Annotated in this window: 21 protein-coding genes; 2 read left to right on the top strand and 19 right to left on the bottom strand. The window is 50.4% G+C overall.

Features of this window, described 5'->3' with window-relative positions:
- Positions 1-74 precede the first annotated feature (74 nt).
- Positions 75-4,070, top strand: coding sequence for a phosphoribosylformylglycinamidine synthase (gene purL / locus ACO0LM_RS03950; RefSeq protein WP_423034653.1), 3,996 nt, complete (start codon positions 75-77; stop codon positions 4,068-4,070).
- A gap of 134 nt (positions 4,071-4,204) precedes the next feature.
- Here the strand turns inward: purL and maiA are convergent, their stop codons facing one another.
- The 12 genes from maiA to ACO0LM_RS03890 form a co-directional block, all read right to left on the bottom strand.
- Entirely contained in the window at positions 4,205-4,861 is a 657-nt protein-coding gene (gene maiA, locus ACO0LM_RS03945) for a maleylacetoacetate isomerase (RefSeq protein WP_423034521.1), read from the bottom strand.
- Positions 4,862-4,867: 6 nt separating this feature from the next.
- Positions 4,868-5,584, bottom strand: coding sequence for an ABC transporter ATP-binding protein (locus ACO0LM_RS03940; RefSeq protein ID WP_423034519.1), 717 nt, complete (start codon positions 5,582-5,584; stop codon positions 4,868-4,870).
- Positions 5,585-5,595: 11 nt separating this feature from the next.
- Positions 5,596-6,345 (bottom strand): ABC transporter ATP-binding protein, encoded by a 750-nt coding sequence (locus ACO0LM_RS03935; RefSeq protein WP_423034517.1) that lies wholly within the window; start codon positions 6,343-6,345, stop codon positions 5,596-5,598.
- Positions 6,342-7,367 carry a branched-chain amino acid ABC transporter permease gene (locus ACO0LM_RS03930; protein WP_423034515.1) on the bottom strand — a complete coding sequence of 342 codons (1,026 nt, stop codon included), beginning with the start codon at positions 7,365-7,367 and terminating at the stop codon, positions 6,342-6,344. The genes ACO0LM_RS03935 and ACO0LM_RS03930 overlap by 4 nt, the downstream gene beginning before the upstream one ends.
- The gene (locus ACO0LM_RS03925) at positions 7,367-8,290 is read right to left on the bottom strand and encodes a branched-chain amino acid ABC transporter permease (RefSeq protein WP_423034514.1); all 924 of its coding nucleotides are present in this window, start codon (positions 8,288-8,290) and stop codon (positions 7,367-7,369) included. Before ACO0LM_RS03925 ends, ACO0LM_RS03930 begins: the two co-directional genes overlap by 1 nt.
- Positions 8,291-9,499 (bottom strand): ABC transporter substrate-binding protein, encoded by a 1,209-nt coding sequence (locus ACO0LM_RS03920; RefSeq protein WP_423034512.1) that lies wholly within the window; start codon positions 9,497-9,499, stop codon positions 8,291-8,293.
- 64 nt (positions 9,500-9,563) lie between these two features.
- Positions 9,564-9,875 carry a non-heme iron oxygenase ferredoxin subunit gene (locus ACO0LM_RS03915; protein ID WP_423034510.1) on the bottom strand — a complete coding sequence of 104 codons (312 nt, stop codon included), beginning with the start codon at positions 9,873-9,875 and terminating at the stop codon, positions 9,564-9,566.
- A 7-nt stretch (positions 9,876-9,882) separates the two neighbouring features.
- Positions 9,883-10,356, bottom strand: coding sequence for an aromatic-ring-hydroxylating dioxygenase subunit beta (locus tag ACO0LM_RS03910; protein WP_423034508.1), 474 nt, complete (start codon positions 10,354-10,356; stop codon positions 9,883-9,885).
- Position 10,357: 1 nt separating this feature from the next.
- Positions 10,358-11,638, bottom strand: a complete 1,281-nt coding sequence (locus ACO0LM_RS03905; protein WP_423034506.1) for an aromatic ring-hydroxylating dioxygenase subunit alpha — start codon at positions 11,636-11,638, stop codon at positions 10,358-10,360.
- 21 nt (positions 11,639-11,659) lie between these two features.
- Positions 11,660-12,370 carry a fumarylacetoacetate hydrolase family protein gene (locus ACO0LM_RS03900; protein WP_423034504.1) on the bottom strand — a complete coding sequence of 237 codons (711 nt, stop codon included), beginning with the start codon at positions 12,368-12,370 and terminating at the stop codon, positions 11,660-11,662.
- A 45-nt stretch (positions 12,371-12,415) separates the two neighbouring features.
- Positions 12,416-13,468 carry a gentisate 1,2-dioxygenase gene (gtdA, locus tag ACO0LM_RS03895; RefSeq protein ID WP_423034502.1) on the bottom strand — a complete coding sequence of 351 codons (1,053 nt, stop codon included), beginning with the start codon at positions 13,466-13,468 and terminating at the stop codon, positions 12,416-12,418.
- 23 nt (positions 13,469-13,491) lie between these two features.
- Positions 13,492-14,478, bottom strand: coding sequence for a 2Fe-2S iron-sulfur cluster-binding protein (locus ACO0LM_RS03890; RefSeq protein ID WP_423034500.1), 987 nt, complete (start codon positions 14,476-14,478; stop codon positions 13,492-13,494).
- 117 nt (positions 14,479-14,595) lie between these two features.
- Here ACO0LM_RS03890 and ACO0LM_RS03885 point away from each other — a divergent pair, with 117 nt between their 5' ends.
- Positions 14,596-15,501, top strand: a complete 906-nt coding sequence (locus tag ACO0LM_RS03885; protein WP_423034498.1) for a LysR family transcriptional regulator — start codon at positions 14,596-14,598, stop codon at positions 15,499-15,501.
- A gap of 83 nt (positions 15,502-15,584) precedes the next feature.
- Here the strand turns inward: ACO0LM_RS03885 and ACO0LM_RS03880 are convergent, their stop codons facing one another.
- The 7 genes from ACO0LM_RS03880 to ACO0LM_RS03850 all read right to left on the bottom strand — a co-directional run bounded on the left by ACO0LM_RS03880 (position 15,585) and on the right by ACO0LM_RS03850 (position 21,999).
- The gene (locus tag ACO0LM_RS03880) at positions 15,585-16,358 is read right to left on the bottom strand and encodes a peptidyl-prolyl cis-trans isomerase (protein WP_423034496.1); all 774 of its coding nucleotides are present in this window, start codon (positions 16,356-16,358) and stop codon (positions 15,585-15,587) included.
- Between the two features lie 52 nt (positions 16,359-16,410).
- The gene (locus tag ACO0LM_RS03875; RefSeq protein WP_422986866.1) at positions 16,411-16,683 is read right to left on the bottom strand and encodes a BolA family protein; all 273 of its coding nucleotides are present in this window, start codon (positions 16,681-16,683) and stop codon (positions 16,411-16,413) included.
- Entirely contained in the window at positions 16,680-17,303 is a 624-nt protein-coding gene (locus tag ACO0LM_RS03870) for a septation protein A (protein WP_423034494.1), read from the bottom strand. Before ACO0LM_RS03870 ends, ACO0LM_RS03875 begins: the two co-directional genes overlap by 4 nt.
- A gap of 11 nt (positions 17,304-17,314) precedes the next feature.
- Positions 17,315-17,713, bottom strand: a complete 399-nt coding sequence (gene msrB, locus ACO0LM_RS03865; protein WP_423034651.1) for a peptide-methionine (R)-S-oxide reductase MsrB — start codon at positions 17,711-17,713, stop codon at positions 17,315-17,317.
- A gap of 12 nt (positions 17,714-17,725) precedes the next feature.
- The gene (locus ACO0LM_RS03860) at positions 17,726-19,210 is read right to left on the bottom strand and encodes a protein adenylyltransferase SelO (RefSeq protein ID WP_423034492.1); all 1,485 of its coding nucleotides are present in this window, start codon (positions 19,208-19,210) and stop codon (positions 17,726-17,728) included.
- 174 nt (positions 19,211-19,384) lie between these two features.
- Positions 19,385-21,238 carry a chemotaxis protein CheA gene (locus ACO0LM_RS03855; RefSeq protein WP_423034490.1) on the bottom strand — a complete coding sequence of 618 codons (1,854 nt, stop codon included), beginning with the start codon at positions 21,236-21,238 and terminating at the stop codon, positions 19,385-19,387.
- The gene (locus ACO0LM_RS03850; RefSeq protein WP_423034488.1) at positions 21,238-21,999 is read right to left on the bottom strand and encodes a protein phosphatase CheZ; all 762 of its coding nucleotides are present in this window, start codon (positions 21,997-21,999) and stop codon (positions 21,238-21,240) included. Before ACO0LM_RS03850 ends, ACO0LM_RS03855 begins: the two co-directional genes overlap by 1 nt.
- Positions 22,000-22,050 lie beyond the last annotated feature (51 nt).

Raw genomic sequence — 22,050 nt, 5'->3', positions numbered from 1 at the left:
ATCTCGCTTTCTGATCCAACCAGCATATGTACATCGCAGCTTTTGTGTACATTGCCTCAACTACCTCGCTCACCATGTTGATATTGCCAGGCTCCAACGCCCTGTCTGCTTTTCGTACCTCCGGTCTTCTCTCTCGTTTGCAAGCTGTCGATGCCAATATTGTCGGCGTCAGCGGACGCTTTGTGCATTTTGTCGATACGGCATCTGAACTGGTCAAGGAAGACGCTGATCGCCTGAACGCTCTCCTGGTGTACGGCGATGCATTTGCCGCCAGCAGTGAAGGGGATGTATTTGTCGTGATCCCGCGCTTTGGCACGATTTCTCCATGGGCCAGCAAGGCGACGGACATCGTCCACAATTGCGGCATGACGCATATCCACCGTCTGGAACGCGGCATTATTTACTATGTGCAGGTAAAGACGGGTTTGCTGGGCGGTGCCAAAAAGCTTGCTGATGGCAGTCGTGAACAGGTAGCAGCACTCTTGCACGACCGCATGACAGAAATGGTGCTGGCTGATGCACAGCAGGCGCAGGCACTGTTTTCTGAGCTGGTCGCCAAAGAGCTGGAACATGTCGACCTGCTGCAAGGTGGCAAGGCTGCCCTGTTGCATGCCAATAGCGAACTCGGCCTGGCCTTGTCAGATGACGAGATTGATTACCTGGTTGATGCCTTTACCGTAGCCAAACGTAATCCTACGGACGTTGAACTGATGATGTTTGCCCAGGCAAACAGCGAACATTGCCGTCACAAGATTTTCAATGCAGACTGGACTATTGATGGTCAGAAACAGGACAAATCCCTGTTCCAGATGATCAAGAATACCCACGAACTGCAACCTAAAGGCACCATCGTTGCCTACAGTGATAATTCTTCCATCATGGAAGGTGCGGTCGTCAATCGTTTCTTCCCATCCGGTAAAGACCAGGTATATCAGGTCACAGAAGAACTGACGCATACCCTGATGAAGGTGGAAACCCATAATCATCCAACCGCTATTTCTCCGTTCCCGGGTGCTTCTACCGGCGCTGGTGGCGAAATCCGTGATGAAGGTGCCACCGGTCGTGGTGCCAGGCCAAAAGCGGGCCTGACTGGTTTCACTGTTTCCAATCTGATGTTGCCAGGCGCACGCCAGGCCTGGGAAAACACCGGTGATAGCCTGACTGCAAAAGCCAGTGCCGAAGTCTATGGCAAGCCAGACCGTATCGCCTCGCCGCTGCAAATCATGATAGAAGGCCCTTTGGGTGGTGCGGCGTTCAATAATGAATTTGGTCGCCCTGTTCTGGGTGGTTATTTCCGTACCTTCGAACAAAACGTCGGCGGCACGGTATATGGCTATCACAAACCCATCATGATTGCCGGTGGTATAGGCAATATCTCGGACAAGCACACCAAAAAGAATGATCTGCCGGTGGGCAGCCTGCTGATACAACTGGGTGGCCCGGGCATGCGCATAGGCATGGGCGGCAGTGCAGCGTCTTCGATGGCAACCGGCACCAATACGGCAGATCTGGATTTTGATTCTGTGCAGCGTGGCAACCCTGAAATGGAACGCCGCGCGCAAGAAGTCATCAATTCCTGCTGGCAGTTGGGTGATGATAATCCTGTTTTGTCCATCCATGACGTCGGTGCCGGTGGTTTGTCGAATGCCTTCCCGGAAATAACCAATGACGCCAAGCGTGGTGCCCTGTTTGATTTGCGCAAAGTGCCGCTGGAAGAAAGCGGCATGGCCCCGAAAGAAATCTGGAGCAATGAATCGCAAGAGCGTTATGTCCTGGGCATTGCCCCAGAAAGCCTGGAGCTGTTCCGTCATTTCTGTGAGCGTGAGCGTTGCCCGTTTGCTGTTGTTGGTACAGCGACTGAAGAACGTCAGTTGCGCGTCATCGACCCGCAAAACGATACTTCGCCAGTCGATATGCCCATGAATGTCTTGCTGGGCAAGCCACCAAAAATGCACAGGGACGTCGCCCACGTCAGCAATGATTTCCCGAAAATTGATTTGACAGGCATCACTTTGCAAGTCGCCGCAGAGCGTGTCCTGAGCCTGCCCACCGTTGCTGATAAATCCTTCCTGATCACCATCGGTGACCGTACGGTTGGGGCTACCTCGGTGCGTGACCAGATGGTCGGCCCATGGCAAGTGCCAGTGGCGGATTGCGCCGTGACTACCATGAGCCTGGAAGGCTATCTGGGTGAAGCCATGTCCATGGGCGAACGTACACCGCTGGCTGTGATTGATGCTGCCGCATCGGGCCGTATGGCTGTCGGTGAAGCCATCACCAATATCGCTGCCGCACCGATCAATGATATGTCGGATATCAAACTGTCGGCCAACTGGATGGCCGCCTGTGGCCAGCCTGGTCAGGATGCCGCCCTGTTTGATACGGTAAAAGCCGTCGGCATGGAATTGTGCCCGGCGCTGGGTATCAGTATCCCGGTAGGTAAAGACTCTTTGTCCATGCGCACCACCTGGAAGGATGAGGGGCAAAGCAAGGCCGTGACGTCACCGGTATCGCTGATTATTTCTGCCTTCTCACCGGTGTACGACGTGCGCAAGTCGCTGACACCGCAGATACGCCTGGATCAGGGCGATACCAGCCTGATCCTGATCGATCTCGGCCGTGGCAAGAATCGCCTGGGGGCTTCCTGCTTCGCGCAAGTCATGCAGCAACTCGGCAACGACGCGCCGGATGTCGACAGCGCAGAAGACCTCAAAGCCTTCTTTGCCGCTATTCAGCAATTGAATCGCGAAGATAAATTGCTGGCTTATCATGACCGCTCTGATGGTGGTCTGTACGCCAGCCTGTGTGAAATGGCCTTTGCCGGTCGTGCTGGTTTGTCTGTCAATCTCGATATTCTGACCATGGATAGTGAGCATGCGGCAGACCAGGGCGATGCCAAGAACTGGGCCAGCCAGGTGTCTGAACGTCGCAACGACATGACACTGCGCGCCTTGTTCAATGAAGAGCTGGGTGCAGTGATACAGGTGCGTACTGCGCAACGTTCAGAAGTCATGGATGTCTTGCGTAGTTTCAATCTGGGTGCTTGCAGCCATATCATTGGCAAGCCAAACAATGGCGGCATCATCGAATTTACCCGTGACGCCAAACAAATCTATTCACAGCCAAGAACCACATTGCACCAGTTGTGGAGCAAAACCAGCTGGCAAATCGCCCGCCTGCGCGATAACCCAGCCGGTGCCGATGCCGAATATGCACGCATCATTGATGCCAATGATCCCGGCATGCAACCCAAGTTGAGTTTCGACCCGCAGCAAGATGTGGCAGCGCCATTCATTGCCACGGGCGTGCGTCCCAAGGTCGCCATCCTGCGTGAGCAGGGCGTGAATTCACATATCGAAACTGCCTATGTCATGCATAAGTCCGGTTTTGAAGCGGTGGACGTACACATGAGTGACCTGATCGCTGGCCGTGCAAAATTGGCCGATTTCAAGGGCTTGATCGCCGTCGGTGGCTTCTCTTATGGCGACGTGCTGGGGGCAGGTGAGGGCTGGGCAAAAACCATTTTGTTCAATGCCATGATGTCTGAACAGTTTTCGCAATTCTTCCACCGCGATGATACGTTTGGCCTGGGTATCTGCAATGGTTGCCAGATGATGAGTAATCTGAAATCCATCATCCCTGGCGCACAAGCCTGGCCTAAATTCACCAAGAACAAGTCCGAGCAGTTCGAAGGCCGTTTTGCCATGGTGGAAGTGGCTGACTCTGCATCCATTTTCTTCCAGGGTATGGCCGGCACGCAAACGCCTATCGCCATTGCCCATGGCGAAGGCTTTGCTGACTTTTCTACGACGGGCGATATTGCCAAGGCACAGGTTGCCATGCGCTTTGTCAATAATGCAGGTCAGGCGACGGAAGCTTACCCCTACAACCCAAATGGTTCACCCCTTGGGATTACCTCGGTCACCAATGAAGATGGACGCTTTACGGTATTGATGCCGCATGCAGAGCGCGTATTCCGCTCGGTTCTGCATTCTTGGCATCCAGATGGTTGGGGTGAAGATTCCCCATGGATGCGCATGTTTCGCAATGCGCGCGTGTGGGTGGGCTGACAGCGTTTTCAAGCAAGCACAGCTTCATCGAAAGTGTCATTGATATGCCATATCCTGAGTCAGCAGACGCAAGATATGGCAGTTTCAAAAATAGGCTAGCGCATCTTTGCTCATTCTATCCACGAGGGGTGAAATTACTCCGAGTCTGGCTGCATGCCAGGATGCGCCAATTCAAATGCCTTTAGTTTCCCGCACGCTGTCGCAATGGCTCGCAAGGTCGGGTAGGGGGTGAGATCAACATCAAAACGTTGCGCGTTGAATAATTGTGGGACGAGGCAACAGTCAGCAATCGTTGGCGTATTGCCAAAGACAAATTGCCCTCTCTTGGGCGAATTCAAGATAGTTTTCTCAAGAGCCTGCAAGCCCAGTTCATTCCAGTGACGAACCCAGTTTTTCTTTGCTTCATCAGTCAGTTTGAGTTCTTCAGTTAAATACTTCAATACACGCAAGTTATTCAGCGGATGCATTTCACATGCAATGGTGTTTGCTATCTGCCGTACATAAGCCCTGTCCTCCGGCGCTGGTGGTAATAGGGGATGTTCTGGATAGGTTTCTTCAAGATATTCAATGATAGCGAGAGACTGGCTGATCCTGTTTCCATTCTCAAGCAGAAGCGGAACCAGTTGTTGAGGATTCAGGGCTTGAAAATCATGCGAAAACTGTTCGCCGCCATGTCGATTCAAATGCACCGCAAGATACGCGAAGGGAAGCGATTTCAGGTTCAATGCGATACGAACCCGATATGAAGAAGAACTACGAAAATAATTGTAGAGAATACGTTCGGTGGGCATGATTATTCACACTCCAAGGTAGCGATGGATGATGTCAGGTTCATTTGAAAGTTTTGCCGAAGTGCCAGACCAGACAATTTTCCCTTTTTCCATGACAAAGTGACGGTCAGCCAGCGTCAAAAGAGATTTGATGTTCTTGTCAATCACGATCTGTGACAGGCCTTCACTTTTTAATACCTTCAACGCTGCCCATATCTCTTGCCTGATTAAGGGAGATAGCCCCTCCGTCGCTTCGTCTAAGACGAGAAGCCGCGGATTGGTCATCAGTGCCCTGCCGATAGCCAGCATTTGCTGTTCTCCGCCAGACAGTTGCCATCCCTGGTTGGTGCGTCTTTCTTTTAATCTTGGAAAGAATTGGTAAACGCGGCCTAGTGTCCAGGGGGAGGAGAGGGCATTTTTTTTCGATGCCCTGGCCGTGGCGATTAAATTCTCTTCCACGGACAGGTTAGGAAATATCTGGCGCCCTTCAGGCACCAGCCCAAGGCCAAGACGTGCGATTGCATGTGGGGCACTTGATTGAAGGTCCGTTCCTGCAAAGCATATATTCCCTTTTTGCACAGGTAATAATCCGAAAAGACATTTGATCGTCGTCGATCTACCCATGCCGTTTCGTCCTAGCAGGGTGATTACTTCTCCTTCCCTGACATCCAGATCGACGCCAAACAGGGCCTGGGCATGTCCATAGGAAGCAACGACATGTTCAATTTTAAGCAACTGGTCCATATGATCAACCCTTATTCTTCTTCACCGAGATAAATAGCTTTCACCTCCGGGTGATTGCGAATTTCATCAGGTGTTCCACAAAACATGATGCGCCCATATACCAGCACGCTGATACGATCTGCCAGGGCAAATACCGCATCCATGTCATGCTCAATAAGCAGGATTCCATATTTGCCTTTGAGTCGCTTGAGTAATGTGACTACGACAGCAGATTCTTGTGAACTCATTCCCGCCATTGGTTCATCCAGTAACAGGAACCTGGGTTCTGCGGCCATCGCCATCGCGAGTTCCAGTTGTCGTCGTTCTCCATATGCCAATTCGCCTGCCAGCATGTTTTGGCTGGCTACCAAGCCTATGTCTTCAATAACACGGTCTGCTACATCGGTAATATCCCGATGTTCAAGCATGGGTTTTAAAAAAGAAAATGCATTTCTTTTTGCCCCGGCTGCAGATAACCCCACATTCTCACGGACAGTGAATGACTCAAAGATAGAAGTTATCTGATACGAGCGAAGCAAGCCCAGTCGAGCCCGGCTTTCTATCCCAAGGGGTGTTACATCCTGTCCTTGAAAATATACCTGCCCCATGTCGGGGGATAATTCTCCTGACAATTGATTGATGAGGGTAGTTTTGCCGGCACCATTTGGACCAATGATGGCGTGTAGTTCACCCGGCTGAATATCAATGGTGACGTTATCCGTAACGAGCAAACCGCCATAGCGTTTTGTCAGGGAGCGGGTGCTCAGTAGACTGGTCGTCATGCTGACTTCTCCTCAGCAGGAACAGGGCTACTATTTTTCATCGTGCGATATTGATTGCGCAGACGAGTAAGCCGGTGATCGATACTGTTCAACCAGCCAGCAATCCCGGACTTGCCGAGCAAAGCAATCAAGACAATGATGGGGCCAAAAACGACCATCCAATGCTCGAAGTATGCCTTTAGTATTTCTTCAAGTCCCAAGAACACAAATGCGCCAATAAATGGTCCGGCAACTGATCCTATCCCGCCCAGAACCACCATTACAATTAAATCTCCGGACACAGACCAGGCTAGCGTGCTGGGAGACGCAAATGCATTCAGGTTTGCAAAAAGCAGGCCTGCTATGCCACAGATAATCGAAGAAATAACATAGGCAACCAGCTGATATTTTTTTGCTGGAAACCCTGATGCATTAATGCGACGGGTATTCTGTTTCGCACCGCGTAACACCATGCCAAACAAAGACGAGTGGAGTCGCCACATAAACCAGGTGACAACGCACAGCAAGAAAAACGCGACATAATAAAGTGTGTTCAGGTCGCCTAAGCTCACACTGAAAAATTTTGATGGATTTGAGATCGTCATGCCGTCGTCTCCACCGTAATTTTTCAGGCTTACAAAGACGAAATATCCCATTTGAGCAAAGGCCAGCGTAATCATGATGAAAGCGATACCTGTAGTGCGAAGACTGATGAGACCGGTAATGCCACCAAGAACAGCACATGCCACTATACATATGCCCAATTGCATCCATCCAGAATCAATGCCATAAAAAGCCGGTATGGCAACACAATAGGAGCCAACGCCAAAGAAAAGGGCATGACCAAAGCTGACCAGCCCTGCATAGCCTAGTGAAAGATTTAAGGCCATCGCAGCCAGTGCGTAAATCACTATACGGGCAAACAGTGATACATAAAATGGCTGTTCAAGCATTCCTGCTATGAGTGGCACTAAGCCAAGCATGGCCAATATGGACATGGGCAGAAAAAAAGCAGCTTTGTGAAACATGTCTTTTCTCAACATTACCGTCTCCCCGTTGGAAAAAGGCCCTGCGGTTTGACAGCCAATACAAGCGCCATCAAGATATAGACCAGCATGGAAGCGACTGCGGGCCCGGCTGCTGTCGCCACTTCTTTATCCATGACAGAACGGAATAACAGCGGCAAAAAAGCACGTCCCAGCGTATCTGCAACACCGACGATGATGGACGCATACAGTGCGCCGCGTATTGATCCAATGCCACCGATCACGATTACGACCAGTGTGCTGATCAACACGGATTCCCCCATTCCTGATTGAATCGACAGTATCGGTCCAGCCATCACTCCTGCCAATCCTGCCAGCACAGCGCCTATGCAGAACAAGAGGGTGTTGAGCAATTTAATATTGACCCCCAGCGCGCCAACCATGGCAGGGTTTGTGGCGCCAGCACGAATCAGCATTCCCAATCGCGTTCCTTGCATGAGCCACTGTGCCCCAACAGCAACCGCGATACCAACGGCAATAATAGAAAACCGGTAGGCCGGGTAGGTGATGCCAAAAAGATTCACTGTTCCTTCGAGAAACGCAGGGACGGGTAAAAAGTAAGGCTGCGAACCAAACAGGATGCGTACTAGCTCGTTAAAAAAAAGCACCAGACCAAAAGTCGCCAATACGTGATCCAGGTGATCCCGACTATAGAGGCGGGTGATGACGATGCGCTCCAATATCAATCCAACTGCTGCGCAACCGATGATGGCCGCCAGCACTGCCCAGGCGAATGATCCTCCGTATTCAAAACCGAGAGCGGAAAAATAGGCCCCCAGCATATACAGCGAACCATGCGCCAAATTGACAAAGTTCATGATCCCAAATACCAATGTCAAGCCGGCTGCAAGCAAGAACAGGAGCACGCCGTATTGAACACCATTGAGTACCTGCGGGAATACCTGCATTAAGATATCCATTTACTTCCTCGGACATTGATTGCTGTAGGCGTCGGAATGCTCTTTTAGTGCAACGCTACTTTGTTTCACTTCAATCCGGCCTGCAGTTTTAATGACTTCGAATATGTAGTAGTTCTGAATAGGGAAGTTATTGTTATTGAACTGAAAAGGTCCCCTTACCGATTTGAATTCTTTACCAGCAGCTCTCACTGCCTCTGAAAACGCTTTCTTGTCAGAGGTGTTGCCACCTAGTTTTTCTACTGCCAGATTTATAATGCGTGCCGCATCAAATCCAGTTGCAGCGTATTCACTTGGAATGCGCTTGTACTTTGCCTGGAACGCTGCGACAAATTTCTTGTTTTCATCGTTGTCCAGTGCCGCGTCCCACATGGCACCAAAGGTGCTGCCAACGGCAAAATCTCTCAGTGCCGGCATGGTTGTACCGTCTATGGTGAAGACAGAGAACATTGGTACAGTACCCAATAAGCCAGCCTGGCTAAATTGTTTGACGAAATTGACGCCCATCCCACCCGGATAGAAAACAAACACGGCATCTGGCTTTGCAGACTGAATTTGAGCGATTTCGGCAGAGTAGTCGGTTTGGCCAACTTGCGTATAGAGTTCGTCCGCGACCGTGCCTTTATATAAACGCTTGAATCCAGTCAGCATGTCTTTGCCAGCCTGATAGTTGGGTGCCAGGATGAATACTTTTTTATAGCCCTTGGATTTGACATATTGGCCAACTGCTTCTGCAGTACTGTCGTTTTGCCAGGCCACAGAAAACACGTTGGCGGCACATGAGACCCCGGCGACTGGGGAAGGGCCAGCGTTTGTGCCGATGGCTACCACTCCTGAATCGACGATAGTCTTGAATCCAGCCATGAAAACATTAGAAAAACCCAGACCGACAATGGCGTCTACCTTGTCTTTTTCGATAAACTTACGAATTATCTGCGCCCCTATTTCTGGTTTCAGTTGATCATCTTCTTTAAGCAAGCTCACGGTACGGCCACCGAAACGGCCGCCATATTGCTCAATTGCCAGATTGAATCCGTCCAGTTGGTCTTGTCCCACCATCGCTTGACTACCCGATAGCGGTGCCGAAAAACCAATCTTGATGTCATTGGCAGCCTGTGCTGCAGATGTGAAAGCTGAAGTGAAAGCTAAAGTGAAAGCTAAAGTGCATACAAAAGTAGCTATGGCAGAACTTATTTTTTTAAAGGTTTTCATTTTGTCTCCTGATTTTTTGGTGCTTGCCTGTCATTGAAAAGCAAGCGTTGAGTGATGCGGCTATTTACATTTCTATGAAAACCTTTCCGGCTTCAATCTTCACAGGGTAGGTACGAAGGTCTTGTGTGAGAGGGGAGCACATTGCCTTGCCATTACGGATATCGAATTTCCCCTGATGCAGCGGACATTCAATTTCGTGTCCTTCCAAAAAGCCGTCGCACAAGCGTGCATGTCCGTGGGTGCAAATGTTGTCAGTCACGTAGACGTTTCCGTTAAAGCTATAAATAGCCAGGTCCCTTCCTTCTACGGCAACGCCAACCACATCATCTTGGGGGACATCATCGGCAGCAATTGCCTCGATCCAGTTTTGACTCATGGGAACCTCAAATCGGATAAATAAGTGAATTCGGAATCATTTCTGAGTCATAAATACACAGCTTTGACTCGAACTTCATTCCTTCAGGGGTCAGGCGTACTTTATCCAGGTAGCGACCGGCATTGAACACGGTGGTTTCCTGGTTAAGCTTGGTTCTGAACACGGTATAGTTCGCTTCTGAAACAATCAGTCCGGCCTCCTCGCTCTTGACTAAGGGAAGGCCAGTTATATTGCGTTGATAATAGGGGTCATGAAACAGGGTTTCTTCAATGCCATAGACACGATCCAGCAGCATTTTCTTGCTGATGAATGAGAGTGTGGCAAGCGGGAAGTTGCGCTCAAAATTCTCGCGAGGCTGGATCATGTAAATACAGGTTTCAGTGAAAAAATCCGGCCATTTTTTCCATTCTGCATTACTGAGTACCGCTGCGTAGTTCGCATACAATTGGATCAGGTCGACATATGTTTTTGGATCAATCATGTTAACGCTCCATCACTTTCCGCCAATAGTTGTACATTCCGCGTATCAGTGTTTCTGTGACCATATGCTCAGTATCCTGGATGTGTATGCCATCCAATTCGGCCAGCGTGCGATGATTCGGTTTTTGCTCAAACCCGCATTGAGAAAATTCGATGACTTCACCGTCATCTGCTGATACGAAGCCAGCCGGGCCAAACAGGTTCGCCTGAATCAAACGACGCTCTGTCATTTCCTCGCTATCGTCTTCAAAGCCAAAGTGGGTCCAGATAAAGTCAAATGAACCGGTACCATTAGGTTGAATGTGGCGAGTGGATACGCTGTTGACCTGCTGTTGGAAAATGACACTTGGAAACACGGTCATCATCACCGCGGTCGGACCCTTCCACCAATCTTCCAGGACAATGTCAAGCAGACGTTTGTCGTTGATTTGCATGTTTTCTTTAAAGCTACTCACACCCGCAGTGACTTCGGTAGAGGCACCACCTGTGCCACTTGTGCCACCCGTGCCACGGGTCGAGATCATCGCTGCATGCCGGAAATGATCATCCATGCGAAGCTGCGACTTGTTGTCTGCACGCCAGAGACCATAGGTGACGAACCAGGTGTGGAGCAAACCAGGATGGTAGGGGTCCTTGATATTTTCTTGCATCAGCTTCCAGTTGCCCGGTATGCGTTGACGGTTATAACCAAGTATCTTGAGCTGGCGGCCATTGAACAGGCGATCAAAATACGTCAACATTTGCGGCCCAAGAAACTCTTCCAAAGGTTCTATATCCAGGTCGAAAGAGGCAAACACCACCCCGCCACGGGTAGCGACCTTTAACTTTGTCAAACCGTTATCCTCGGTTTTAAAGCTGACTGGCATACCGCCGTTAATTTTTCCATCCTGCTTGACGCCACGACGAAATGGAACCCCCTGCAGGTCGCCGTTTAGTTTGTAGCTCCACTGATGATACGGGCATACCAGTTCTTTTTTATTACCGTGGCGCGCCCGGCAAAATTGCATACCTCGGTGCGCGCAAACATTCTCGATAACACGAATGGCACCATCGGCGTCACGTGTCATGACGACCGATCTTTCACCGACAACGGTGCGTTTAAAATCGCCATGATTGGGAATTTCGGCTTCCAGGCCGACGTAACACCAGTGCTTGGTATAAAAAAAACGTTCCAGCTCTTTCTTGTAGATGGATTCGTCGGTGTAAGCCCAGAATGGAATCCGGCTAGACCCGTCGCCATCCCATTTTGGATTGCTTTGAAAAATAGTTTCTGAATCAGGCATGTCTCACTCCCTTGGTGGAATTCATGGCACTTGCGAGGCAGCTACGCGCACCGCAATTGCGCCAAGGCCATCTATTGCACCGACCATCACATCACCTGCCACGACGGCATTAACACCTTCTGGCGTCCCAGTCATGATGATGTCGCCAGGTTCCAATACTTCGAACTGCGAAAGATAGGCAATACTTTCCGCGACCGACCAAATCAATTCCTTGACGTTGGAGGATTGCCTGGTCACACCATTGACAGTCAAGCTAATTGCTGCGGATGCGATGTGGCCCACGTCTTCTATGCGGTGAATAGGACCGATCGGTGCCGAACCTGAAAAGGATTTTCCAAATTCCCAGGGGCGTCCTTTGTCACGCGCATCCAATTGCAGATCGCGGCGTGTCATATCCAGGCCAACTGCGTAACCATATACATGCTGTAACGCTGCTTCTTTTGGGATAGCCGATCCCCCACGTCCAATTGCCACCACCATCTCAATTTCATGATGAAAATTATTAGTCATGCCCGGGTAGGGAATACTTGATTCTGTATTCCCCACCTTGACTGCAGCGCATGCTGGTTTCATGAAAAAAAACGGCGGCTCACGTTCCGGGTCTTTCCCCATTTCGCGTGCATGGGCCGCATAGTTTCGTCCAACACAAAAAATACGATTCACGGGAAATTCATCGCTGGTGCCAGCCACTTCCAGACTGTATGTGGGGGCGGTAGCTACGACATATTTCATTTTCTTCTCCGGTTGGTTATTGCTTAGTTAATGCTGGGCTATTGCTTAGTTATTTTGAATTCGCTCTTCGCGCCACAACCCCATTGCCTGCTGAACAGGCCGGTCGGAGTAACTGAACAGGATGCAGTTGCTGGCAGCACGCAGACTGAGCCTGTGCCACGAAGGGACGACGAAGACATCGTTCTGCGAGAAATGAAATAGCTTGTTATCTATCGTCGCTGTTCCTTCACCTTCCAGGCAGACGTAGACGGTCGCATCCGTGCAGCGATACGGATAGCTCTCAAAATTTCGTGGCAGGTATTGTGCGAAAGCAGCAATCGTTGGCATCGGTGACGCACCGGTCGCGGGATTCACAAAACGCAGCTTGTGTCCGTGATGCCTGTCAATTTCTCCTTGAGAAACGGTCAGCAGCGATGAACGTGTTTGGGCAAACGGATACGCAAAAACCTTGGTGGCTTGATTCGACACCTGGTAAAAATCGACTGGCAACATATTGCTGCCATAACGCGCCAATGCGTCTCCTTCTTGTCGACTGACCTGCTGAGATCGTTCTTCGCTATGTTCAGAAAAACCCGCATCGAAGAATCTGACCAGCGGAATATCCAGCCCGTCCAGCCAAATCACCGGGTCCTTACCGAGGTTGCCATGATCATGCCAAGTCCAGGACGGCGTAATGATGAAGTCGCCCCGACGCATGGTGCTACGTTCTCCGTCAACCGCGGTGTAAGCGCCTTCGCCGTCCAGCACTAATCTGAGGGCAGACTGCGTGTGGCGATGTGCTGGAGCCACTTCTCCAGGCATAATCAGCTGGAGGCCGGCATACAAGCTTTGTGTGATCGATGAATTTCCGCGAAGTGCCGGATTCTCCAGAATAAGCACACGGCGCTCTGCCTCTTCGGCAGTAATAAGCGTGCCTGCTCTCAGAACCTGATCACGTACTTCACTGTATTTCCATAAAGCGGCGACGACGACGGGTGCCGGTTCTTTGGGAACCAGGCGACCTAGCACTTCCCATAATGGCGTCATGCTGTATTCGTTGATGTGCTGGTAATATCTTTGACGTTCTTCGTGAACATCGTTGGCTAATTCTTTGTTCATAGGGTGCTCACTCACTTACTCACTCAATTTGCACTGGCATAAAATGCATCTGCATACACATGTTCATTCGCAATACCTTTTCTCTTCACGATCAATTTCGCTGCATCAACCATAGGTGGTGCGCCACAAAGATAAGCACGCCATCCTGTTAAATCTTTCCAGTCTTGTTCAACGGCATCTGTCACCAAGCCTAGGCGATAGGTAGAATTGCTTTCCTTGGTCGAGACGATGACGTGCACGTGTAAATTCGGGTTCTGCAATGCAATGGATTCTAGCCATGCCAGTCCGTATATATCTGCTGAGGAACGAACCCCAAAGTACAGATGAATTGGATTATTGAGTCCAGCGGCGGTGGCGCCGCGGATGATAGCCAGTACTGGCGCAAGCCCGGTGCCGCCGGCTATGCACAGTATTGGGCCGGTATATTTTTTGCGTAAATATGCAGTCCCCATGGGGCCCGAGATACGAATGGCATCACCGACCCTGAGTTCGTTGAAGACATAGCCGGTAACACGACCACGTGGTACTGCACGGATATGAAATTCGAGTAGCTCATCGTCTGGCAGACATGCCATTGAGTAGGGGCGTACATGTTCGGCAGTGAACTGCAGCGTCGCATATTGACCCGGTGAAAATGAGAGCTGCTTGGGGGACTTCACGACCAGTCGTTTAATGTCGTGAGTCAGATTTTCCAGGGTAACCACGGTCCCTTTAATTATTCTGGCAGGGTGATGAACGATCTCGTCAGGTTCCGGGATTTCGATCACACAATTTTCTGTCAGCACACTCATGCATGCCAATACGTGATTATCGTCGTCAGGATTGGTGATTTTGGCATCTCTTCCTGATTCGAGTACTTTGCCTTCCACTATGCGGCAACGACAGGTTCCACACCGTCCTGATTTGCAACTATAAGAGATTGGAATATCGTTCGCTTCCAGCACCCCCAGCAAATTTTCTCCGGGCTGTACGCTAAGCGCGCGCCCCAGGGGTTGCACAACGAGTTCCATTTTTTCTCCTTTTACCTACTGACATTGACTGGTTGGAGGAATTATAGAAATCTGAGCTTTATTAATATATAGTATTCTGTGAATTTTAATAATCACTGAAAATGATATTGCCTAAATATGGAACTCAAGGATATTGACCTCAATCTGCTCGTCGTTTTCAATCAGTTATTGATAGATAAACGTGTTTCTATCGTTGCAGAAAAGCTTGGCCAGACACAACCCGCAATTAGCAATGCGCTCAACCGACTCAGACGTTTATTGGGGGATGAGCTGTTTCTGCGGACTTCAAAGGGGATGGAACCCACCTCACTGTCCGTGCAGTTGGCGGAACCTATCGCCTATGCATTAAGTGCAATTCACAGCACCTTGAATCAGCAAACATTATTCGATCCAAAATGTAGCGCAAGAACTTTTAGAATCGGCATGACGGATATCGGTGAAATATATTTCCTGCCCAAATTAATGAATGCGCTTTCCGAGATTGCTCCCGGGGTCTCCATCAGTACGGTTCGTAACACTGCGGTTAATCTGAGGGATGAAATGGAGGCGGGAAATGTCGACTTGGCTGTTGGCTTATTGCCACAACTGAAGGCTGGTTTTTTCCAGCACAGACTCTTCGAGCAAAAATATGTATGCATGTTGCGTCGGGGTCATGCTCTGGATAAGAAAAAAATATCTATAGAGGAGTTTTCCAATGCCGAGCATGTGGTGGTGATCTCGGCGGGAACCGGGCACGCAAAACTGGACGAATCCATAGAAAGAAAGGGGGTTAAACGCAACATCAAGTTGACTGTCCCCCATTTTGTCGCAGTTGGGCATATTCTATCCACGACCAACATGCTGGCAACTGTCCCCGAGCGCTACGCAAGAGAGTGCCTGGCACCGTTTAATCTCCGGTTCATGGACCATCCAATACCACTGCCGGAAACCGGAATCAATTTATTCTGGCATGCCAAGTTTCATAAGGAACCAGGGAATCAATGGATGCGGCGCCTGATATTTGATACTTTTTCAGACACCTAATCTATTCTATTCAGTAATTTTCCTAAGGATTCAGAAACAAAAAAGCGGACTTGAAGTCCGCTTTTTCTTGTGCCTTGACAAAATTACTGGACTTTTGCCTTTTTAACCAGCGCTTGCTGATAAATCTGCACGCGTTGCTGCTGCAGACCGTCAACAATTTGCGGTTTCACTTCTTCCAGTGTAGGGAATTTCGCTGCACGTACATCATCCAGCTTGATGATGTGGAAGCCAAATTGTGTCTTCACCGGTGTTTCTGTGAACTGACCTTTTTGCAGGGCAGTCATGGCTTGAGAGAAAGCTGGATCCCAGGCAGCAGGAGATGCCCAGTCCAGATCGCCGCCTTTGGATGCAGAACCTGCATCTTTAGACTGTTTTGCCAGTTCTTCAAACTTGGCACCAGCCTTCAGTTTGGAGATGATGGCTTTGGCTTCATCTTCCTTGTCAACCAGGATATGGTAAGCGTGGTATTCCTTGTCGCCAGCCTGTGCTTTTGCCTTGTCGTACTCAGCCTGTATCTCTGCATCAGTGACAGGGTTTTTCTTGACATGTTCAATCATCAGGGCACGAATCAACAAAGATTGGCGTGCTATTTCCAGTTGGTTTTTGACTTCTGGATTTGAGGCTACTCCGGATTTCTCAGCTTCCTGCATCAATACTTCACGATTGATCAGTTCTTGCTTTACCATCGCACGCAATTGCGGGCTGTCTTGCTGTCCTTGTGCAGTCAATTGCTTGACCATGGCATCAACACGGCTGGATGGGATGGCTTTGCCGTTAACAACAGCCAGATTCTGTGCCAGAGCAGGCAGGGCAGTTGCAAGAAGTACTACCAGCAAATGAGCAGGTTTAAAAGTCATTGTCTGTTCCTAAATAACAAAATTAAATAAAACGGATTTATAAGTAAACTGCCTAGGTCGGTATCTCTGACGGACTTAATGCCACGATGTTTAAGGCATGAATTTCCGTTTGCATCATATCGCCAACGGCATCATACACCAGTCGATGGCGAGAAATACGGTTTAAGCCCTCAAATTGCTGACAAACTATTCTTACACGGTAATGACCGGCTCCACCAGCGGCACCAGCATGCCCCCGATGTGCTTCAGAATCGTCTGTCAATTGACAATCGGAAGGCTGCAAGGTTTCCGAAAGGCGCTGCAATATTTTCTCGTCGCGTGTCATTGCGCTGGTTCTTCCAGGTATTTTGCCAAGAACAGGCTTTGTACCACGACAAATGCAGGCATTATTGCAACAACAGCAATTAATTTGAAATTTGCCCAGGTATCAGTGGAAAAATGATAGGCAACGTAGAGATTGACGACGCCCATCAGCGTGAAATACAGTATCCACGCCACGCTCAGACGTGACCAGATGGTATCCGGCAATTTGATTTGCGAGCCCATGGCAGCCTGGATCAGGTTGGACTTGAAAATAAATTGCCCCAAGGCAAATGCGCCGCCATAACACCAATATAAGACGGTCGGTTTCCACTTGATAAAGGCTTCACTCTGGAAGTACATGGTGGCACCACCGAAAATCATGATGATGATGAAGGAAATCAGCAGCATTGCATCGACTTTTTGCCTGCGCAGCACCAGATAGCCGATCTGGATAACAGAAGCGATCAGGGCGACAGCGGTTGCCAGCATGATGGGTGCCAGCTCGACGGTGGTTGTGCCGCCCGAGATAATGCCAGAAAGATATTGCGTGACCAGCGCCTGCGCCTTTTCTGCGTTTCCCTCGCCCCATTTGAAAGCGCCAAAAAACAATACGACCGGGAATAAATCAAAAAGAAATTTCATGTGCGGACAGCTTAAGTTTCTGGTTCAAATTTCATGGATGCGGAATTGATGCAATAACGCAACCTTGTTGGCGGCGGCCCGTCAGGAAATACATGTCCCAAGTGAGCGTCGCAGATATTACACAATATCTCGGTTCGCGTCATGCCATGAGATGTATCAATTTTTTCACGCACGTTGTCCGGATCCAGTGCCTTGAAATAGCTGGGCCAGCCACAGCCGGAATCAAACTTGGCGTCGGAGGTGAATAGCGGCGTGTTGCAGCAGACACAAATATAGGTGCCGACCTCGTGGTGATCCCAGAATTTGCCAGTAAACGCACGTTCGGTGGCGGCGTGCCGGGTAACTTCATATTCCATGGCGTCTAACTGGGTTTTCCATTCGGCATCGGATTTGACAACTTTTTTCATGATTTCCTCATCGTTTCAGGAAGAACAACTGACTTCTATATGCCTGGCCCAGTCGGGGGGCAGGGTAGCGTAGTCTTCGTTTTCCTCTTGTTCGTCAAACGGTTTTTCCAGAATCTGCAGCAGTTTTTCCACTTCTGAAAAATCCTTGTTTTGTGCTTTTTCTATCGCCACCTGTGCCAGATAGTTTCTCAATATGTATTTGGGGTTGCTTGCCAGCATGCTGGCCTGACGTACCGCTTCATCACTGGCTTCCATTGCCAGTCGTGCCCGGTAGTGCGATAGCCAGTCATCCAAAGCTTGTCTATCGAGAAATAAATCGCGCAGGGGTTCATCCTTAGTCGAAATCTGGTTCGAAAGCTTACTTAAATTGCGAAAACTCAGGGTAAAGTCGGCTTGATTACTTTGTAACAGTTTGAAAAAATCGGCAAACAGTTCCAGATCGCCTTCATGCACTGTATCCAGCCCGAATTTCCTGTGCATCAGCTCGCTCCACTTGTTGCGATAACTCGCTGGATAATGGGCCAGGGCGGCATTGGTTTCGTCCACGCTGCCGATCAGGGGCGACAGTGCTTGTGCCAGTGCCTGGCAATTCCAGTTGCCGATGGCCGGTTGCATGCGGTATGAATAGCGCCCTTGCTGGTCAGTGTGATTGCAGATGTGTTTTTCATCATAGGCTTCCATGAAGCCAAACGGGCCGTAATCAAGCGTCAGGCCAAGGATCGACATATTGTCCGTATTCATGACGCCATGCATGAAACCTACGGCCTGCCAGTGCGCCATCAATTCAGCAGTGCGCTGGGTGACTTCTACCAGTAAAGCCTGGTATTTGTTGGCGTGATCTAATAGTTCAGGGAAAGACTGCTCAATGACAAAGTCGGCCAGCAGACGCAGGTCATCCATCCTGTCATTGTAGTACCAGTGTTCAAATGAACCAAAGCGTATGAAGCTGGGAGCAAGGCGGGCAACCACCGCACTGGTTTCTGGCGTTTCGCGAAACACCATCTGGTCCGAGCCTATGACGCACAGCGCGCGTGAGGTAGGTATACCGAGACCGGCCATGGCTTCTGAACACAAGAATTCCCGTATTGACGAGCGCAATACGGCGCGTCCGTCACCCATGCGGGAATAGGGCGTCATGCCGGAACCTTTGAGCTGGATTTCCAGGTGCTGGCCGGCATGACTCAGTCCACCCAGCAGCAGGGCCCTGCCATCGCCAAGTTGCCCGGCCCAGACGCCAAATTGATGACCAGAATAGACAGCGGCCAGTGGTTTGCTGCCAGGAATGCCCTGATTGCCTGAAAAATAGGAAATAAATTCCGGCGTGTTCAGGCATGCCTGATCCAGGTGCAGGTAATCCGCCGCAGCCTTGCTGGCAGCGACCAGATACGGCTGCTGGATAGGGCTGGCCGGCAGTTGGGTAAAAAAATGCGCTGGCAGGTTTGCAAACTGATTTTCCAGGGCCAGATTTTGCAGTGTAAAAGTGGCGGCAGCAGATGTCATGGGGTGCCAGATGGCTGTAAAAAGAATAAACGCATTTTGACAGATTTGGTCAAAATGCGTTTATTGGGGTGGGGCGCGGTGATGCAGATCAATACTGATTGATGCTGGATGATCCAGAGCGCCTGGCCAGGTACAGAGCCAGGAACAGTCAGGAAGCGCCAGGATCAACAATAATCAGGCAGAAATACGTTCCCGTGTCTTACAGCCGTCAATCAGGAAGGACAGGCTGATCACCAGTACCAGTTCACCTTCAGCCGAGCGGGCCGTACCCGTAATGCCCGGCGTGCTGATGCAGGTCAATGGTTTGATCACCAGATCAGCCGTGCCATCCACCGCGTCTACTGACAGGATGTAAGGGCTGGGGGCTGCAATGACGATGCCAACACGCTCTGATGCCGGGGTATAACCTAAAATCTTGCCCAGTGATTTTACTGGCAATGGGCGACCCAGATCGCGCAATACAGGTTGGCCACCGACACTTTCAAAGGTCTCGGGCAATTCGACCACGCGTTGCACGGTCGCCATCGGCAAGGCCAGTGAAGCGCCATCTGTACGTACCAGCATGGTAGGTACGATGGACAATTCGATCGGCAGGCGAATCAGAAAGGTCGTGCCTGCACCCAGTTGTGACGCAATGCGTATGGCGCCACGATGACGTTCCACCGCGGTTTTCACCACGTCCATACCGACACCACGTCCAGAAACGCTGGACGCCACTTCCTTGGTAGAGAAGCCCGGCAGGAAAACCAGCTGGAACGCTTCGTCGTCGGTGCGGGCATCATGCGAATTGATGAGACCCTTGGAAATCGCCTTGTCACGCAACCTTTGCGCATCCATACCCTTGCCGTCATCGGTCACTTCTATCATGACGCTGCTGGCTTCCTGCCAGGCCTTGAGAGAAATGGTGGAGCGTGGCGACTTGTTGGCGTTGATGCGTTCTTCAGACGTTTCTATGCCGTGATCAAGTGCATTGCGCAGCATGTGGACCAGTGGGTCATACAGGCTGTCCACCACGACGCGATCCACTTCGGTTTCAGCACCGGCAATATTCAGATCCACTTCTTTGCCCAGATCGCGAGCCAGTTCACGAACCAGACGCGGGAATTTCTGGAACAGGCGACCAACTGGCTGCATGCGGGTGGCCAGTGTAGCGCGCTGTAGTTCTGTAGAGTAACGCGAGGCCCTGGTCAGGGTTTCGGTCAGTGCCGACATCAGTGGTGCTGCCTGACCATCAAATTTGAATTGCGACAGTTTTTCCAGCAAAACAGCAGCCTGATTGGCAGCCTGCACGGATTCGCCAGCAACTTCCAGCAAGACATTCAGCTTGACTGCATCAATACGTATGCTTTCTTCCTTGGCCGGTGCGTTTTGCTTGATTTCTGCATTCGATAGCGAGGATTTGACCGCTTCGTGTTCTTCTTTTTGTACGATGGCCTTGTCTTCCGCTTCTTCTGCGTCTGCTTCAGCGGCTGCGTCAACAGCTTCCGGCAAGGTGCCAGGTGGCGTCACTGCACGGAAATAAGCTTCCCAGTCAAGTTCACCACTGCTTTCCTTGGCAGGGGTGTCGACCTTTTTCTCGGCGGCTTTTTTTGGCGCAACTTCGGCTTTGGGCTTGGCAACAGCAGGGGCTTTTTTGCTCGCACCCTTCATCTCGATCGCATCTGTCAGCATCTTTTCGAGCGATTTTGGCATCGTCGAAAGACTGGCTGGTTCGGTGCCATTGTTCAGTGCCGTCAACTGATCTGCCACAAAGCCGCTGGCTTCCAGTGCCGCTTCTATGGCTTCGGGGGTTACCGGTACCTGGCCCGTGCGCAGCGCATCGAACAGGTTTTCTGTCAGATGGCAGGCCGATACCATGGCGCTCAGATTCATGAAGCCGGCACCACCCTTAATCGTATGGAAAGACCTGAACACCGCATTCAGCGTATTCATGTCACCTGGATTGCGCTCGAGCGAGAGCAGGTGTTCTTCTACATTTGTCGCAAGGTCGAGCGCTTCGACGACAAATTCTTTGAGCATGTCATCCATTAGAAACCCAGACTATCAAGTAGATTGTCTACATCGTCCTGTTCCAACGCTGCGTTCGGGACAGATGGGCCTTCCATCAATACCACGGCCTTTTCTTTCAGGTCAGATGGTGCATTGTCGAGCAGTATCTGCGCCAGTTCATGTTCCACTATTTTGTTGATGGCGACCACTTTCTTGATCAACTGGCCAGTCAGATCCTGGAAGTCCTGTGCCATCATGATGTCCAGCAAGCGTGCTTTTTCAGCATCGGTTGCTACCAGCACGGTAGTGGCAAAACTTTTGGAATCTGTCGCCAGCGATTTGAATTCGTCAACACTGAGCTTGCCTTCAAACAGGTCCGTCCAGCGCGCATCCATGGTCTTGGCTTTCTTGGCCAGTTCATCCTGTTCCGGCAGACCCAGATCAGTGGCATTCAAGACTTTGTTGGCAGCTTGTTCTGTCAGCGAGGCAACATATTCCAGCCTGTCCTGCGCATCAGCGATTTGTATTGCGACATCCGACAGTGAGCGGTCATAGCCGAGCTCACGCATGGAGTCGTGCAGCATTCTGACCAATCCACCAAGGCGGTCAAACATGGGCTTGTTTGCTTCTTCATCGGTGTTGTGGAAATTGAATTTGGCGGGGATGCTGTCGTGCGCCACCTGCGCATTTGACTCTGCTGGAGACGGCGATCCGGGCGGTGTAGGTGCAGCACCTGTTTCCACCCGCTGATTGGCCATTTCTTCAAACAATGCGTCCAGATCATCTGCTGAATCGGTCATAGTCCTTTATTCTCCATAATCGCATTGAGGTAGGTTCCCTGAATTGTTCAA

The organism is Undibacterium sp. Di26W, assembly GCF_049340265.1.
Taxonomy (GTDB): domain Bacteria; phylum Pseudomonadota; class Gammaproteobacteria; order Burkholderiales; family Burkholderiaceae_D; genus Undibacterium.
Note: the sequence above shows the minus strand (reverse complement) of the source record. Positions and strands in the feature narration are given on the sequence as shown.